The sequence below is a fragment of the Polymorphobacter fuscus genome (assembly GCF_011927825.1).
In the GTDB taxonomy this organism is placed as follows: domain Bacteria; phylum Pseudomonadota; class Alphaproteobacteria; order Sphingomonadales; family Sphingomonadaceae; genus Sandarakinorhabdus; species Sandarakinorhabdus fusca.
Genome location: NZ_JAATJI010000002.1, coordinates 510,467 through 525,655, shown reverse-complemented (window position 1 = coordinate 525,655; position 15,189 = coordinate 510,467). Strand labels below are relative to the sequence as shown.

At 66.8% G+C, this 15,189-nt stretch carries 14 protein-coding genes; 8 read left to right on the top strand and 6 right to left on the bottom strand.

All coding sequences use genetic code 11. The features are described 5' to 3' along the window. Positions 1-29 precede the first annotated feature (29 nt). Genes dxs through GGQ62_RS15775 form a run of 4 tightly spaced genes read right to left on the bottom strand, consistent with a single transcriptional unit; the run spans position 30 to position 3,797 of the window. Positions 30-1,961: a 1-deoxy-D-xylulose-5-phosphate synthase gene (gene dxs / locus GGQ62_RS15790; RefSeq protein ID WP_152577810.1), complete on the bottom strand. Its 1,932-nt coding sequence runs from the start codon at positions 1,959-1,961 to the stop codon at positions 30-32. 37 nt (positions 1,962-1,998) lie between these two features. Continuing rightward, the gene (locus GGQ62_RS15785) at positions 1,999-2,517 is read right to left on the bottom strand and encodes a Fur family transcriptional regulator (protein WP_152577811.1); all 519 of its coding nucleotides are present in this window, start codon (positions 2,515-2,517) and stop codon (positions 1,999-2,001) included. Positions 2,518-2,553: 36 nt separating this feature from the next. Next, positions 2,554-2,919 (bottom strand): MerC domain-containing protein, encoded by a 366-nt coding sequence (locus GGQ62_RS15780; protein WP_152577812.1) that lies wholly within the window; start codon positions 2,917-2,919, stop codon positions 2,554-2,556. Positions 2,920-2,978: 59 nt separating this feature from the next. Continuing rightward, positions 2,979-3,797: a hypothetical protein gene (locus tag GGQ62_RS15775; protein WP_152577813.1), complete on the bottom strand. Its 819-nt coding sequence runs from the start codon at positions 3,795-3,797 to the stop codon at positions 2,979-2,981. A 113-nt stretch (positions 3,798-3,910) separates the two neighbouring features. On the opposite strand from GGQ62_RS15775, the gene GGQ62_RS15770 reads away from it, so the two are divergent. The 8 genes from GGQ62_RS15770 to GGQ62_RS15735 all read left to right on the top strand — a co-directional run bounded on the left by GGQ62_RS15770 (position 3,911) and on the right by GGQ62_RS15735 (position 12,884). After that, positions 3,911-4,591 (top strand): hypothetical protein, encoded by a 681-nt coding sequence (locus GGQ62_RS15770; protein WP_152577814.1) that lies wholly within the window; start codon positions 3,911-3,913, stop codon positions 4,589-4,591. A 52-nt stretch (positions 4,592-4,643) separates the two neighbouring features. Beyond that, positions 4,644-5,684: a COX15/CtaA family protein gene (locus GGQ62_RS15765; protein WP_152577815.1), complete on the top strand. Its 1,041-nt coding sequence runs from the start codon at positions 4,644-4,646 to the stop codon at positions 5,682-5,684. Continuing rightward, positions 5,681-6,046, top strand: coding sequence for a DUF2237 family protein (locus GGQ62_RS15760; RefSeq protein WP_152577816.1), 366 nt, complete (start codon positions 5,681-5,683; stop codon positions 6,044-6,046). The genes GGQ62_RS15765 and GGQ62_RS15760 overlap by 4 nt, the downstream gene beginning before the upstream one ends. Then, a complete protein-coding gene (locus tag GGQ62_RS15755; RefSeq protein WP_152577817.1) occupies positions 6,043-6,513 on the top strand; it encodes an NUDIX domain-containing protein in 471 nt (156 codons plus the stop codon). Before GGQ62_RS15760 ends, GGQ62_RS15755 begins: the two co-directional genes overlap by 4 nt. Before the next feature lie 84 nt (positions 6,514-6,597). Beyond that, positions 6,598-7,089, top strand: coding sequence for a 50S ribosomal protein L13 (gene rplM / locus GGQ62_RS15750; RefSeq protein WP_152577818.1), 492 nt, complete (start codon positions 6,598-6,600; stop codon positions 7,087-7,089). Then, positions 7,089-7,625: a 30S ribosomal protein S9 gene (rpsI, locus tag GGQ62_RS15745; protein WP_152577819.1), complete on the top strand. Its 537-nt coding sequence runs from the start codon at positions 7,089-7,091 to the stop codon at positions 7,623-7,625. The genes rplM and rpsI overlap by 1 nt, the downstream gene beginning before the upstream one ends. A 176-nt stretch (positions 7,626-7,801) precedes the next feature. Next, entirely contained in the window at positions 7,802-9,877 is a 2,076-nt protein-coding gene (locus GGQ62_RS15740) for a protein-disulfide reductase DsbD family protein (RefSeq protein ID WP_152577820.1), read from the top strand. A 223-nt stretch (positions 9,878-10,100) separates the two neighbouring features. Next, positions 10,101-12,884, top strand: coding sequence for a M16 family metallopeptidase (locus GGQ62_RS15735; protein ID WP_152577821.1), 2,784 nt, complete (start codon positions 10,101-10,103; stop codon positions 12,882-12,884). On the opposite strand, the gene GGQ62_RS15730 is transcribed toward GGQ62_RS15735, so the two are convergent. Both GGQ62_RS15730 and GGQ62_RS15725 read right to left on the bottom strand, forming a co-directional pair. Further along, positions 12,881-14,134, bottom strand: coding sequence for a TCR/Tet family MFS transporter (locus GGQ62_RS15730; protein WP_243446649.1), 1,254 nt, complete (start codon positions 14,132-14,134; stop codon positions 12,881-12,883). The two genes, GGQ62_RS15735 and GGQ62_RS15730, sit on opposite strands and share 4 nt — an antisense overlap. Beyond that, positions 14,125-15,183, bottom strand: coding sequence for a 5-(carboxyamino)imidazole ribonucleotide synthase (locus GGQ62_RS15725; protein ID WP_152577822.1), 1,059 nt, complete (start codon positions 15,181-15,183; stop codon positions 14,125-14,127). Before GGQ62_RS15725 ends, GGQ62_RS15730 begins: the two co-directional genes overlap by 10 nt. Positions 15,184-15,189 lie beyond the last annotated feature (6 nt).

Sequence of the window (15,189 nt, the reverse complement as noted above, 5' to 3'; positions counted from 1 at the left end):
AGAGACGTCACACGCCTGCGGCAGTGGGGTCAGGCCCGCTGGCCGCCGACGAAACCCACCGAATTGTGCCGCAAGGCCTCCAGGACGGTCGCCACGATGGCAGGTGCGTCCAGCCCCGCCTCGGCATATTGCTTCGCCGGATTGTCATGGTCCTGGAAGATGTCGGGCAAGCGCAAGGTGCGCACCTTGAGCCCGGCGTCGGTCAGGCCCTCGTCGCTGAGCCAGGTCAGCACATGCGCCCCGAAGCCGCCGGCGGCGCCTTCCTCGATCGTCACCAGCACTTCGTGGGTGGCCGCCAGCCTGCGGATCAGCTCCTGGTCGAGCGGCTTGGCAAATCGCATGTCGGCAATAGTGGTCGACAGGCCCTTTGTCTCCAGCTCGTCGGCGGCCTTTTCGGCTTCCTGAAGGCGGGTGCCGAGCGACAGGATGGCGACGGTCTTGCCTTCGCGCACGATGTGGCCCTTGCCGATCGGCAGCCGCGTCGGCACCGCCTGGATGGCGACACCAGTGCCCTCGCCGCGCGGATAGCGCACCGCGATCGGGCCATCGTCGTGAAGCGCCATGGTGTGGACCATGTTGGCGAGTTCATTCTCGTCCGACGCTGCCATGACGACCATGTTCGGCAGGGTCGCCAGATAGGCAACGTCGAAGGCGCCGGCATGGGTGCAGCCATCGGCGCCGACCAGCCCGGCCCGGTCGATGGCAAAGCGCACCGGCAAGTTCTGGATCGCCACGTCGTGCACGACCTGGTCATAGGCGCGCTGCAGGAAGGTGCTGTAGATGGCGCAGAACGGCCGCATGCCCTGGGCGGCGAGCCCGGCGGCGAACGTCACCGCATGTTGTTCGGCAATGCCGACATCGAAGGTGCGGTCCGGAAACGCCTTGTTGAAGCGATCGACCCCGGTACCCGACGGCATGGCGGCGGTGATGGCGACGATGCGCGGGTCGCGCTTGCCTTCGGCGATCAGCGCGTCCCCGAAGACATTCTGATAGGCCGGCGCCTTGGGCGTCGACTTGTGCTGGGCGCCCGAGATGACATCGAACTTCTGCACGCCATGATATTTGTCGGGCGCCGCTTCGGCGGGGGCATAGCCCTTGCCCTTCTGCGTGACGACATGGATCAGCATCGGGCCTTCGGCCGCATCGCGGACATTTTCGAGCACCGGCAACAGATGTTCGAGGTTGTGGCCGTCGATCGGCCCGACATAGTAAAAACCGAGTTCTTCGAACAGGGTGCCGCCGCCTTGCGCCATGCCGCGGGCATATTCCTCGGCGCGCGCCGCGGCGCGGCTGAGCGGTGGCGGCAGCGCCTTTTTGGCGATGCCCTTGATGGCTTCGCGCAATTCCAGGAACTTGCGTGACGACAGCAGCCGCGACAGATAGGCGGAAAGCGCGCCGACCGGCGGCGCGATGCTCATGTCGTTGTCGTTGAGGATGACGACCAGCCGGTTGCCGGCCTGGGCGGCATTGTTCATCGCTTCATAGGCCATGCCGGCGGACATCGAACCGTCGCCGATGACAGCAATGGCCTTGCCCGGCTGATCCTTCAGCTTGTTGGCGACAGCAAAGCCGATGGCAGCCGAAATCGAGGTCGAGCTGTGCGCGGCGCCGAACGGATCATATTCGCTTTCGGCGCGCTTGGTGAAGCCCGACAGGCCGCCGCCCTGACGCAAGGAGCGGATGCGATCGCGCCGACCGGTCAGGATCTTGTGCGGATAGGCCTGGTGGCCAACGTCCCAGATCAACCGGTCGTCGGGCGTATCGAAAACATAATGAAGCGCGACCGTCAGTTCGATGACGCCGAGCCCGGCGCCCAGATGGCCGCCGGTCGTCGACACAACATCGATCATTTCGGTGCGCAACTCGTCGGCGAGCTGGCGCAATTGTTCCTGACTCAACCGCTTCATGTCTGCCGGTACATTGACCGTGTCGAGAAGTGGGGTGTGAGGTCTTTGTGTCACCAATGTCCGCCGGATTTATGGAGTCCTTATGACAGTGCTAGCGCTTTGTGCCCGCGCTGTCGATGGAACGCATGGCAGCGGCGGCCGGCGCTGCGCAGTCGCCGCAGCGTCCGCGCACTTCGATGACCGGCTTTTCCGGACGGAAGCCGGTTGCACGGGCGGTTTCACGGATTCGCGCCGACAGCTGATCGTCATCGACATGCGTCGCCCGGCCGCAGGTATCGCAGACAAGGAAGATGCAGTCGTGGAGGCAATCCGGATGGGCGTTGGCCAGATAGGCGTTGGCGCTTTCCACCCGCATCGCGACATTATTGGCCACGAACAGGTCGAGGATCCGGTAGACACTGTTGGCGGCGACCCGCCGGCCCTGGGCGGTGCTGACGGCGTCGGTCACGTCATAGGCGCTGGCCGGCTTGTCGAACGACGTCAGGGCCGAAAACACCGCGGCGCGCATCGTCGTCCATTGTTCGCCGGCCCCGACCAGCGCGCGTTCGGCGGCGGCGGTCAACGCGGCGCCGGACCGGTCGCTGTGATCGTGATCATGGGCAGTGGCCATGGCGCCTATATCGGCGCTTGGGCGGCGGGCTGCAAGTCAGACGCGGGAGGCGCGCAGGTTCCAGTAATGGGCCGCCCCGAGCAGGGCGACGCCCGCCACCGACACCAGCACCTCGGCACTGGCACCGTGCGCGATGAACAGCGACGTCCCCATCAGGCCGATGCCGAGCACGCCGAGCAGCGCCACCCCGATACGGCCGTGAAGCGCGACGCCCCGCCACAACGCCACCGCGGCCAATGGCAATGCCACCGCCAGTCCGACGAGGTGGACATCATGGTTCAGCCACGCGCCGCCGGCAGCGAACATCGTCAGCGCCAGCGCGCCGACGAGGCAATGGACCAGGCACAGGCCCGACAAGGTCATGGCCGACTTGTCGAGAAAGGAGCTGAAACGCCTTGGCATTGGATGGAGATATAATATCTCATGCCGATGCGCAAGGCGAAACTCGTGGCGGCCGGCCCCTAGAAGCGGCGGTGGTCCTCGCCATCGATCACGTCGCACTGGCCGGTGAATTCGTAAGGCGAGACACCGCGGATCGAAATCCGCCCCGAACGGCGGTCCATGGACACTTTGGGCTTGTTGAGCCCGTTGAGCCGATAGCTGGCGGTGATGACATCGGGCATCGCTACAACGTCGTTCAACGCCCACCAGCCGTCATTTGCGCCGGAGTGGATGATCGGCACAAGTTCCTTGGGCAAACGGATCCGGCCGCCATTCTCCCACAGTTGCAACGTCACTGTGGCGTCGACGCTTTCGGATGTCAGTTCGGAGCGGGTCCCGTAGTCGTAGCGGTCGCGGTCGGAATTCCACACCCATTCGGAGCGGTTGGCAATCGCGGGGCGATGCCCCTCGCCGAAACAGACCAGCCCGAGATCGACCGGGCGGCCATCGACCGTGTAGCGAGCGCCCTGCTGCTGGCCCGTCTGCGGGCTGTTGCCTGCGTAAGCCGGCGGCTGCTGATTGCCGACATTGGCGGAGGATTGCTGTTGGTTGCCACCCTGGCAATCGACGACCGGCGTTTCGACGATCGACTGATAGCGACCTTCGATCGTCGCGATCGAGACACAGCGGCCATAGGCGGCGTTGAACCAGAAGGTCCATTTGCGATCATCGTCTGTCTGCGTTCGGACAAGGACGTAACCGCGGCGGCCGAGCTCGCCTTCGGACTGGCCGGCCCTGGCGCCGACGAGATCCTTCAGGCCCGACGGCGTATCCTGTGACATTGCTGCGGCCGGCAAGACAGCTGCGGCAGCGACCAGTGCATAAAGTGCCGTATGCATGAATTTCCCTTCCCCTTCGGCGGTGCCTTCGCCTTAACGACAAACGCGGCGCGGTCATTTCGGTTGCCGTTCAAGGACTTTGACACCCTTGCGAAACCTCGTACAACTTCGACATGGATTTTCTGAAACTGTTGAAATCCTTCGAGGACCTGCTTTTCGAGCTGCTGTCCTGGATCATTTATTACCCGCTGACATTGTGGCGCGTCATCACGACGCCCTTGGCCATGGTGCGCTATTCCAACCACGAGCAGACCGAGGCGGTCACCGATCGCTACACCGACACACTAAGCCCGCCGCTGTTTCTTCTTGTCACCATCGCGCTGCTGCACGGCGTGGAACTGGTGCTCGGCCTGCCGGTCCTGACCGCCAAGACTGCGGCCGCACGCGCGATCACCGCATCCGACGAAAATCTGATCGTGGCGCGATCGATGCTGTATGCGCTGCTGCCCCTGTTCGCGGCCTGGCGCTACGTCGCTGCCAAGGGACATCCGCCGGAACGGAAATATCTGCGGGCTCCCTTCTACGGCCAGTGCTATCTTGCTGCTGTCTATGCCCTGGGGCTCGCAACCTCGGTCATCCTGATCCAGCGTGGCGGCGCACTGCCGGTCATGATCGGAGAAATCGGTGCTGTGCTGATCACCCTTTGGTATCTCGGCGTGCAGACCCTGCAGTTCCGCAGCAGCCTCGGTTGCGGGACCGGGCGTGCCGCGTGGCTGGCGATACGATCCTATTTCGAAGCGGTGATCGTCTTCGTGACGGCCGCGATCGTCATTTCCGGCATCCCTTCGACCTGACCGCGACGATACCGCGCTTGGCGGCGCCGTGCGATGGTGGCAAAGGGCCGGCATGGCCAGCGCCGCCGCCCCGACTTTCCCGCCCCTGCCCCTCGCCGCCGCCCGGCCGCGTGCCGTGGCGGTCTGGCTGCTCGCCGTGGCCGGGCTGGTCTTTGCCATGGTCGTTGTCGGCGGCATCACCCGGTTGACCGAATCGGGGCTCTCGATCACCCGTTGGGATGTGGTGTCGGGGACGCTGCCGCCCATCGGCGAGGCGGCCTGGGCCGCGCAGTTCGAAGCTTACAAGGCGTCCTCGCAATATCAGCTGATGAACCGCGGCATGACCATGGCCGAGTTCCAGGGCATTTTCTTCTGGGAATATGTGCATCGTCTGCTGGGACGGGTGATCGGACTGGCATTTGCGGTGCCGCTGCTGTGGTTCTGGGTGAAGAAAGCAATCCCAGATGGCTACAAGCCGCGCCTGCTGGCGCTGCTGATGCTCGGCGCGCTGCAGGGCACCATCGGCTGGTGGATGGTATCGTCGGGCCTCGTAGGGCGGACCGAGGTGGCGCATGAACGGCTGGCGGTGCACCTGGGGGTGGCGCTGACGATCATGGCCGGCTGCATCTGGACGGCACTCGACCTGCTGCGGTCCGGCACTCCGTCCGGGGATCGCCCGCACCGCTGGGTGGTGCCGTTCGCACTGCTGCTCGCGGTGCAGATCATCTGGGGCGCATTCGTTGCCGGCATGCGCGCCGGCCATGTGTCCGATAGCTGGCCGCTGATGTTCGGAGTGCTGGTACCGCAGGGCCTGGTGACGACGGCGCGCGACCTGATCGACAGCCCGGCCACGGTCCATTTTCTCCACCGCTCGCTGGCCTGGGTTGTCGCTGCGTCGGCGTTGCTGATCGCGGTGCGGCTCTGGCGCGCCGGCGCGGGTGCGCGTGCACTGGCGCTGGGCGGCCTTGTCGTCGCGCAATTCGCCCTGGGCGTCGCAACGGTGCTGAGCGGCGTTGCGATTCCGCTCGGCGTGGCGCACCAGGCATGCGGGGCGCTGCTGGTGGCAGCCACAATATGGGCGGCGCATTGGTCGATGCAGGGGACGCGCAGATGACGGCAACCAACGTCCTTGGCGGCGCGCTCGACCTATGCTCGGTCGAACCGCTCACCGGCTGGACGCGCGATGGCTGCTGCAACACCGATGCCGCCGACAATGGCCGCCATGTCGTGTGCGCCGAAGTAACGGCCGAATTTCTCGCTTTCAGCGCGGCGCAGGGCAACGATCTGAGCACGCCGCGACCGGAGTATGGCTTTCCGGGGCTCGTCCCCGGCGACCGCTGGTGCCTGTGTGCAGCGCGGTGGGAAGAGGCGCGGGTCGCCGGCTTCGCGCCCGAAGTCGTGCTGGCGGCGACGCACGCCAAGGCCCTGGAAACGATCGCCCTGGGCCATCTTCAGGCCTATTCCACTGCATCATGAGATGGGACGGCGCGGATTTCGGCGGTGCCAAGCTGGCAGCGTTGCATGACGGCGGCTTGCTCGCCTATCGGCGCGACGACCGGCCGGAACTGCCGTTTCCCGGCATGATCGACCTTCCCGGCGGCGGTCGGGAGGGCGACGAAAGTCCCGAAGATTGCGCACTGCGCGAATTGGCGGAAGAATTCGGAATCGTCGTGCCGTCGGCACGAATCCACTATCGCCGCGCCTATCTCCTGGGCGACGGCGCGACGGTGTCGCATTTCCTCGCCGTCCGCCTGACCGCCGAGGAGGTGGCGAGCGTGCAGTTCGGCGACGAGGGCCAGGATTGGGCGCTGATGCCGGTCGCCGACTTCATCGACGACGCAGAGGCGGTGCCGCGGCTGCGCGAATGGTTGCGGCATTATCTGGCGGCAGACGAAACCGTACGGTATCTTGATACCACGTCCAAAAACCCCGGAAATGCTTGACGCAATCGGGCGTTTCCGCGATATGCGCGTCATCCGGCTGGGGTGTCGCCCCGGCCGTTTCGCTTTTTTGCCGGATATTTCATCATGCTCACCCGCTCAACCGCCTCGATCAAACCCGCCGAGGTCGAGAAGAAATGGCTGATCATCGACGCCGAAGGGCTTGTCGTCGGTCGCCTTGCCTCGATCATCGCCAACCGCCTGCGCGGCAAGCACAAGCCGTCGTACACCCCGCACGTCGATTGCGGTGACAACATCATCGTCATCAATGCCGAAAAGGTGCGCTTCACCGGCAAGAAGGCGACCGACAAGGTCTATTATCGCCACACCGGCCACCCGGGCGGCATCAAGGAAACCTCGCCGGCCAAGATCCTGGAAGGCCGTTTCCCGGAACGCGTCCTCGTCAAGGCCGTGGAGCGCATGGTTCCCCGTGGTCCGCTCGGCCGCCAGCAGATGCGCAACCTGCGCGTCTTCAAGGGCAGCGAGCACCCGCACACCGCCCAGAACCCCGAAATCGTCGATGTTGCCGCGATGAACCGCAAGAACTCGACCCTTACCGCTGAGAAGGCTGCCAACTAATGTCCGATACGCGTCAGTCGCTGTCCGATCTGGGCGGCATGCAGGATGGCACCTTCAACCAGGGCGCCGCCAACACACCGTCCGAACGTCCGGTCCACACCGGCGGCGGCGGCCCGCCGGCGCCGCTGCGCCCGCAGGAAATCGACGCCCAGGGCCGCGCCTATGCGACCGGCAAGCGCAAGAACGCCATCGCCCGCGTCTGGCTGAAGCCCGGCACCGGCAAGATCATCGTCAACGGTCGCGACCAGACGGTGTATTTCGCCCGGCCGACACTGCGCCTCGTCATCAACCAGCCGTTCGACGTGACCGATCGCCGCGACCAGTTCGACGTGATGTGCACCGTCGTCGGCGGTGGCCTTTCGGGCCAGGCCGGTGCGGTCAAGCACGGCATTTCGGTCGCGCTCACCCGCTATGAGCCGACGCTGCGCACGACGGTCAAGCAGGCCGGCTTCCTGACCCGCGATCCGCGCGTCGTGGAGCGCAAGAAGTACGGCAAGGCCAAGGCGCGCAAGAGCTTCCAGTTCTCGAAGCGTTAAGTTCGAACACGGCCGCGCCGAAGTCTGCTTCGGCGCGGATCGGGGCCAAACCGGGCCGTGGCGTTCCGCCACCAAACCCTTCCGATGGCGTGGGCTTTCCCACGCCATTTTTTTGCCATTCTACCGTCGAAACCGCCGCGCTTTCGCACCCGCAGCAATGCAGGCATAACGGCGCAATGATTCGCCCCCTGCTACTGATCCTCATTGCGCTTCTCGCTGTTCCGGCGACGGCCCAGAGCTTTTCGCAGCAGCCCAACACCCGCATCGAGATCATCGCCGAAAGCACCACGCCGGCGGCCGGCCAGCCGGTTGCGATCGGGCTGGTGCTGACGCCCAAGCCCGGCTGGCATACCTATTGGTCGAACCCGGGCGACGCCGGCGCGCCGACGCGGGTCGAATGGACGGTCCCTGCCGGCACCGCACAGCCCGGGCCGCTGGCGTATCCGCTGCCCGAAACCTTGGTCGTGTCGGGGCTGATGAACTATGTCTATCCCAATGCCAATGTGCTGCTGACAACGGTCACGCCGCCGGCGGACATGGCCAAGGGCACGGCGTTTCCGGTCAAGGTCAAGGCCGACTGGCTGGTGTGCAGCATGGAACAATGCGTCCCCGAAAGCGCCACCGTCACGCTGCCGCTGACGATCGGCAAGGGCGACACCGACCCGGACATGGGCTTTCGCATCGCCGCGGCGCGGGCGGCCGTTCCCAAGCCGGTCCAATGGCCCGCGACATGGAAGGCCGATGGTGGCCGTTTCGTGCTGTCCGTGCCGTTCGGCAGCACCGACAAGGTGACGGCGGCCTATTTCTTCCCCGAAAAGGAAGGCGTCGTCGATTTTGCCGCGCCGCAGACGGTAACCATTGCCGGCGAGGCGCTGCGGATCGAAACCGCCGCCGCCACGCCGCCGCCATCGGGCCCGGTCACCGGCGTGCTGCGCGTCGTGCAATCCGACATGGACCATGCCCTGGGCTTTGCGATCACCGCGAACCCGGGCGCCGTGCCGGCTGCCGGCTTGCCGCTCGGCAAGCCGGACGACCCGATCGCCGCCGCCCCGACGTTGCTGCCCATCCTGCTTGCCGCCATCGTCGGCGGCATCATCCTCAACATCATGCCGTGCGTGTTCCCGATCCTGAGCCTGAAGGCGCTGAGCCTGAGCAAGGCCAATGTCGACGCCGGCAGCGCCCGCCGCGACGCGCTGGCCTATACCGCCGGTATCGTGCTGGTCTGCACGGCGCTCGGCGGGCTCGTGCTGTTGCTGCGCGCGGCCGGATCGCAGGTCGGCTGGGCGTTCCAGTTGCAGGATCCGCGCGTCATCACCTTCCTGCTTCTGCTGGTCACCGCCATCGCGCTCAATCTCGCCGGGGTGTTCGAGATTACGGCGTCGACCGGGTCGCTGGGCGACGAGACGATCCGCAAGGGCGGCGCGCTCGGCAGTTTCGCCACCGGGGCGCTGGCGGCGTTCGTGGCGACGCCGTGCACCGGGCCGTTCATGGCGGGCGCGCTGGGGGCTGCACTGGTGCTGCCGCCGGTGGCGGCGCTGGCGGTGTTTGCCGGGCTCGGCCTGGGGCTGGCGCTGCCCTTTCTTGCCATCGGCTTCATCCCGGCGCTGCGCCGGCGCCTGCCCAGGCCCGGCGCGTGGATGAACCGGCTGCGCGCCATATTGTCCGTGCCGATGTTCCTGACGGCGCTGGCGCTGGCCTGGGTGCTGGGGCGGCAGGCGGGCGTCGAAGGGATGACGGCGGGCGTTGCCGGGGCGTTGATCACCGGGCTGTTGCTGTGGTGGCTGGGCAGTCGCCAGCATGGCGGCGGCGGCGGTGGCTGGCTGCCGGCAAGCGCCGCCATTGCCGCCGGGGTGGCCGCGATCCTGCTGCTGCCGGTCGGCGAGCCGGCGGCGCAGGCCAGGGGCACCTCCGCCCCCGCCGGCCTGATGGCCGAACCCTATACGCCGGAACGGCTGGCGGCGCTGCGGTCGAGCCGCAAGCCGGTGTTCCTTTACATGACCGCCGACTGGTGCCTGACCTGCAAGGTCAACGAACGCGGCGCGATGGCCGATGCCGAAGTCGCCCGGACGTTCCGGGCCAAGGGGATCACCGTGCTGGAAGGCGACTGGACGCGCGGCGATGCGGTGATCTCCAAATGGCTCGCCGAACGCGGCCGCGCCGGGGTGCCGGTCTATGTCTTTTATGGCGCCGACGGCCGCGACCGGGAATTGCCGCAGATCCTGACGGTTGACGCGCTGACCTCGCTCGGCTGAAGTGCGGGCAGCTTCCCCTGACAGGATGACCCAATGCGAGACTTGATCGGCGCGGCGCTGTTGCTCGGCGCCGCGCCGGCGCTGGGCGCCGATGGCAGTGCCAGCCCGGTGGTTTTCCCGGGTCCCGCCGGGGCGTTCATGGCGGATTAAATCGACCGCGGCGATGGCAATTGCCGATGGTCTCTCACCTGCCCTTGGGGCCAGGATTGCAACAGGAACTCACATGCGCTTTCAGATCGTTGCCGGCCTGCTTCTCGCCACTGCGCTGACCACGCCGGGGCTTGCCGCCCTGCCCGCACCGGCGCCGGTCGCCGAACTCGTCAAGTCGGTCGACATTCCCTATGAGAGCTTCACCCTGCCCAACGGGTTGCGGGTCATCGTTCACACCGATCGCAAGGCGCCGATCGTCGCGGTCAGCGTCTGGTATCACATCGGGTCGAAGGACGAGCCGGCGGGCAAGACCGGCTTTGCGCATCTGTTCGAACATCTGATGTTCGGCGGCAGCGAGAACAACAAGGGGTCCTATATCAAGACGCTGGAAGGCGTCGGCGCGACCCAGTTGAACGGCACGACCTGGTTCGACCGGACCAATTATTTCCAGAACGTCCCGACCCCGGCGCTGCCGCTGGCGCTCTACTATGAAAGCGACCGGATGGGGCATCTGCTCGGCGCGGTGACGCAACAGCAGCTCGATGTGCAGCGCGGCGTCGTCCAGAATGAAAAGCGCCAGGGTGACAATGACCCGCTGGGGCTGACCGAATATGCCAAGCTGAAGGCGATGTTCCCGGAAGGCCACCCCTATCGCCATTCGACCATCGGCAGCATGGCCGACCTCGACGCGGCGTCGATGGCCGATGTGCGCAGCTGGTTCAAGGCCAACTATGGCCCCGGCAACGCCGTGCTGGTGCTCGCCGGCGACATCGACGTCGCCACCGCCCGGCCCCTTGTGGAGAAGTTCTTCGGCGACATTCCGGCCGGGCCCACCATCAAGCGCTATGACGCGCCGGTGCCGGTGTGGACGACGACACGTACCGAGACGATGTACGACCAGATCCCGACGCCGCAGCTCGATCGCAACTGGGTCATCCCCGGCCGGCTCGACGGCGACACCGCCCTTGTCGATGTGGCGCTGACAATCCTGGCCGGTGGTGGCTCGTCGCGCCTGTACAATGAACTGGTGCGCGACAAGAAGCTGGCGGTCGCGGTTTCGGGCGGCGCCCAGCCGTTCGAAAAAATCTCCATGGCCAATATCGCCGTCACCCTGGCCAAGGGCGCCGACCCCAAGGCCGTCGACGCGATCATCGACCGTGCCATCGCCGATTTCGTCAACAACGGCCCGACCGCCGACGAAGTCAGTCGCGTTGCAACCCGCAACGTTACCGGCACCATCCGCGGGCTGGAAGCGGTGGGGGGTTTCGGCGGCAAGGCGGTGACGCTGGCCGAAGGCGCGGTCTATGCCGGCGATCCCGATTTCTACAAGAAGGAGCTCGCCGCCTATGCGGCCGCAACGCCGGCGAGCGTCAAGGCGGCAGCGGCCAAATGGCTCGGGCGCGGCGACTATCGGCTGACGGTGCTGCCCGGGACGCGGCCCAAGGCCGAGGATTCGACCCCGGCGACGACTCCGCCCGTCCCGGCACCGGCAATCGCCATCGCCCCCCGCGCCGCGCCGCCGGCAATCGGCGGCACGCCTTCGCTGACGGTTCCCGCCGTCGAACGCGCGACGCTGGCGAACGGCATGCAGGTCGAACTGGTGCAGCGCCAATCGGTGCCGCTGGTGCGCATGGCGCTGTCGTTCGACGCCGGCTATGCCGCCGACGACCGGGCAAAGCTCGGTGTGCAGGGCCTCGGGCTGGGCCTGCTCGATGAAGGGGCCGCCGGGATGACCGGGCCGCAGATCGCCGAGGCGCGCGAGCGGCTGGGCGCCGCCATCGGCGCCAGCGCCGGGCCCGACCGGACCCGGATCGTCCTCGACGCGGTCAAGCCCAATCTTGCCGCCAGCCTCGCCCTGTTCGCCGACATCGTCCAGCGGCCCGACTTCAAGCCGGCGGAAATCGAGCGGGTGCGCGGCCAGGTGCTGACCGGCATCGCATTGGAGGAGGCCGACCCCAACAGCATCACCCGCCGCATCCTGCCCGTGGAGCTGTACGGCGCCGCACACCCCTATGGCGTGCCGTCGAGCGGCAGCGGCACCGCCGCCGGCGTGAAGGCGGTGACGCGCGACGATATCGTGCGCTGGCACAAGGCGTGGATTCGCCCCGACAATGCCCGGCTGTTCGTTGTCGGCGACATCACCATGGCGGAGTTGAAGCCGCTGCTGGAGGAAAGTTTCGGGACCTGGCAGCCGGATGCCAAGGTCGCCAAGGGGGACAAGCAGTTTCCGCCGGTTACCGTGCCGCGCGGCGGGCGGATCATCCTCGTCGATCGCCCCGGCAGCCCGCAGAGCTTCATCCGCGGCGGCGTCGTCCTGCCGACCAAGGGAATGGACGACCCGATCGCGCTGCGCGCCGCCAACGACATTTTGGGTGGCCTGTTCAGTTCCCGCCTCAACATGGACATCCGCGAGAACAAGAGCTGGGCCTATGGCGTGTCGAGCGGTGTCGGCGATGCGCAGGACCGGGTGACGGCGCAGATCGTGGCGCCGGTGCAGGCCGATCGCACCGGCGATTCGATCGCCGCGATGATCGCCGATGTGAAGGCATTGGCCGGCGCCCAGCCGATCACCGCGGCCGAGCGCGATGCGACGATCGACAACACGGTGCGATCGCTCCCCGGTGACTTCGAAAGCGGCGCGGCGTTGCTCGGCGCGATCGAGAAGAATGCCATTTATGCGCGCGGCGACGATTATTACGGCAAGCTGGTGCCGCGCCTGCAGGCACTGACCCCAGCGCAGCTCAACGAAGCGGCAAAGCTGCTTTCGACCGACAATTTCACCTGGGTCGTCGTCGGCGATCGCAAGGTCGTGGAGCCGCAGTTGCAGAAGCTGGGGCTGCCGATCGTGGTGCGTTAGGCCTCGGCCGGCCGCCCGGCGCCGCGTGCGACCGCCTGGAAGAACATCGCCAAGGCCAGCCCGGCAAAGGCGGTGGACAGCAGGAAGGGGGCGCCGGGGAAATAGATCTGGCTGCCGCCGCCGGAAAACCACGCAAAGGTCGATGTCATCAGCGGTGGCCCCATGATCGCGCTGAGCGCCTGGATGCTGGTGATCGCGCCCTGCAATTCGCCCTGCTCCCGCGCCGACACATCGGCAGACATCAGGCCCTGGAGGCAGGGAAAGACCAGCCCCTGCAGCGCCGCCACGGCGATGCCGACGTAAACCACCCAGCCCGACCAGGCGAAGGCATAGAGGGTGTAACCCGCCATGCCCGACAGCGCGCCGGCAATGATGATGTTGCGCTGGCCGAAGCGTGGAATGAGCCGCCGGCTGAGCACCCCCTGCACCAGCGCACCGCTGACGCCGACCGCGGCAAGGCTCCAGCCGACCTGCGCCGGGGTCCAGCCGAAGCGTTCGATGCCGAAGAAGCTCCATACCGAATAGAGCGACTGATAGCTCATCGCCCAGATGAAGACGGTGATGGCGAGCAGCAGCACGCGTGGATGCGCCGAGCGCAGGCGCGACAGCGCGCCGATCGGGTTGGCACGGCGGATGTCGAACGGCCGCCGGTTGGCCGGTGCAAGGCTTTCGGGCAGCACCAGCCAGCCATAGGCAGCGTTGGCAAAGGCCAGGCCGCCGGCAACCAGAAACGGAACACGGTCGCCGAACTGCGCGACGATGCCGCCGAGCGCCGGGCCGATGATGAAGCCGAAGCCGAAGGCCATGCCGATGATGCCGAAATTGGCGCTGCGGCGTTCCGGCGTCGAGATATCCGCGATATAGGCATAGGCGGTCGGAAAGGTGGCGCCGGTGACGCCGGCGATGACGCGCGTCGCCACCAGCCACCAGAGGTTCGGTGCCATCGCCATGACCAGATAATCGACGCCGAAGGCGAACAGGCTGGCGAGCAGCACCGGGCGGCGGCCGAAGCGATCCGACAGCCCGCCGATGACGGGACCGCAGAGGAACTGCACAGCGGCGTAGAGAAAGCTGATCCAGCCGGCGATTTCGGCGGCGCCGGCCAGGCTGCGCCCGGTCCATTGCACGATGAGCCCGGGGAAGACCGGGATGACGACGCCGAAGCCGATGGCGTCGATCAGGACGGTGACGAAGACGAACAGCAGCGCCCGCCGTTCCCCGGCGGGCGCTGCCGCCGCCTTCAGAGCCACGTCACATGGCCCATCTTGCGACCGGGCTTGACCGCGCTCTTGCCGTACAGATGAAGATGGGCGCGGGCATCGGCGAGGATCTGATGCCAGTCATGGACATCGTCCCCCAGCAGGTTGCGCATCAGCACCGAAGGCGCCGTCATCTCGGTGGACCCCAGCGGCAGGCCGCAGATGGCGCGAATATGGTTTTCAAACTGCGACGCGCGCGCGCCTTCGATCGTCCAATGGCCGCTGTTGTGGACGCGCGGCGCCATTTCGTTGAAGCACGGGCCATCGGCGGTGGCGAAGAATTCCAGCGTCAGCACCCCGACATGGCCGAGCGCATCGGCGACGCGGCGCGCCAGCGCCTCCGCCTCGGCCGCCTGGGCGAGGATTTCGGCCGGCGCCGGAACCTGCGACGTATCGAGCACGCCGGCGACATGGACATTGTGCGGCACCGGCCAGACCGCGATATCGCCGGTCGCCCCGCGTGCCAGCACGACCGAAAATTCGTGCGAATAGGTCACCCAGGCTTCCAGCACGGCGGGCTGGCCGCCGATCGCTGCGAAGGCTGCATCGGCCTCGTCCGGCGAGCGCAGCCGAACCTGGCCCTTGCCGTCATAGCCGAACCGCCGGGTCTTGAGCACTGCCGGGCAGCCCAGATCGGCCAGCGCCGCATCGAGCCCGTGGCGATCATCGACGGCGCGGAACGGCGTCGGGCGACCACCCAGCCCGGCAACAAAGGTCTTTTCCGCCAGCCGGTCCTGCGCCACTTCAAGGCTGGCGACGCCCGGACGCACGGGAACCTGCGCGGCGAGATGGCGGATCGCCAGCGTGTCGACATTTTCGAATTCGAAGGTGACGACATCGACGCTCGCGGCAAAGCGGTCGAGTGCGGCCAGGTCACCATATTCGGCGCGCGTGACCTGTGCCGCGACATCGCCGGCCGGCAGCTCCGCCTCCGGTGCCAGCACATGAACGCGATAGCCCATCGAGGCTGCCGACAGCGCGAGCATTCGCCCGAGCTGGCCGCCGCCCAATATGCCGATCGTCGATCCCGGTTCGATCATGCTGAA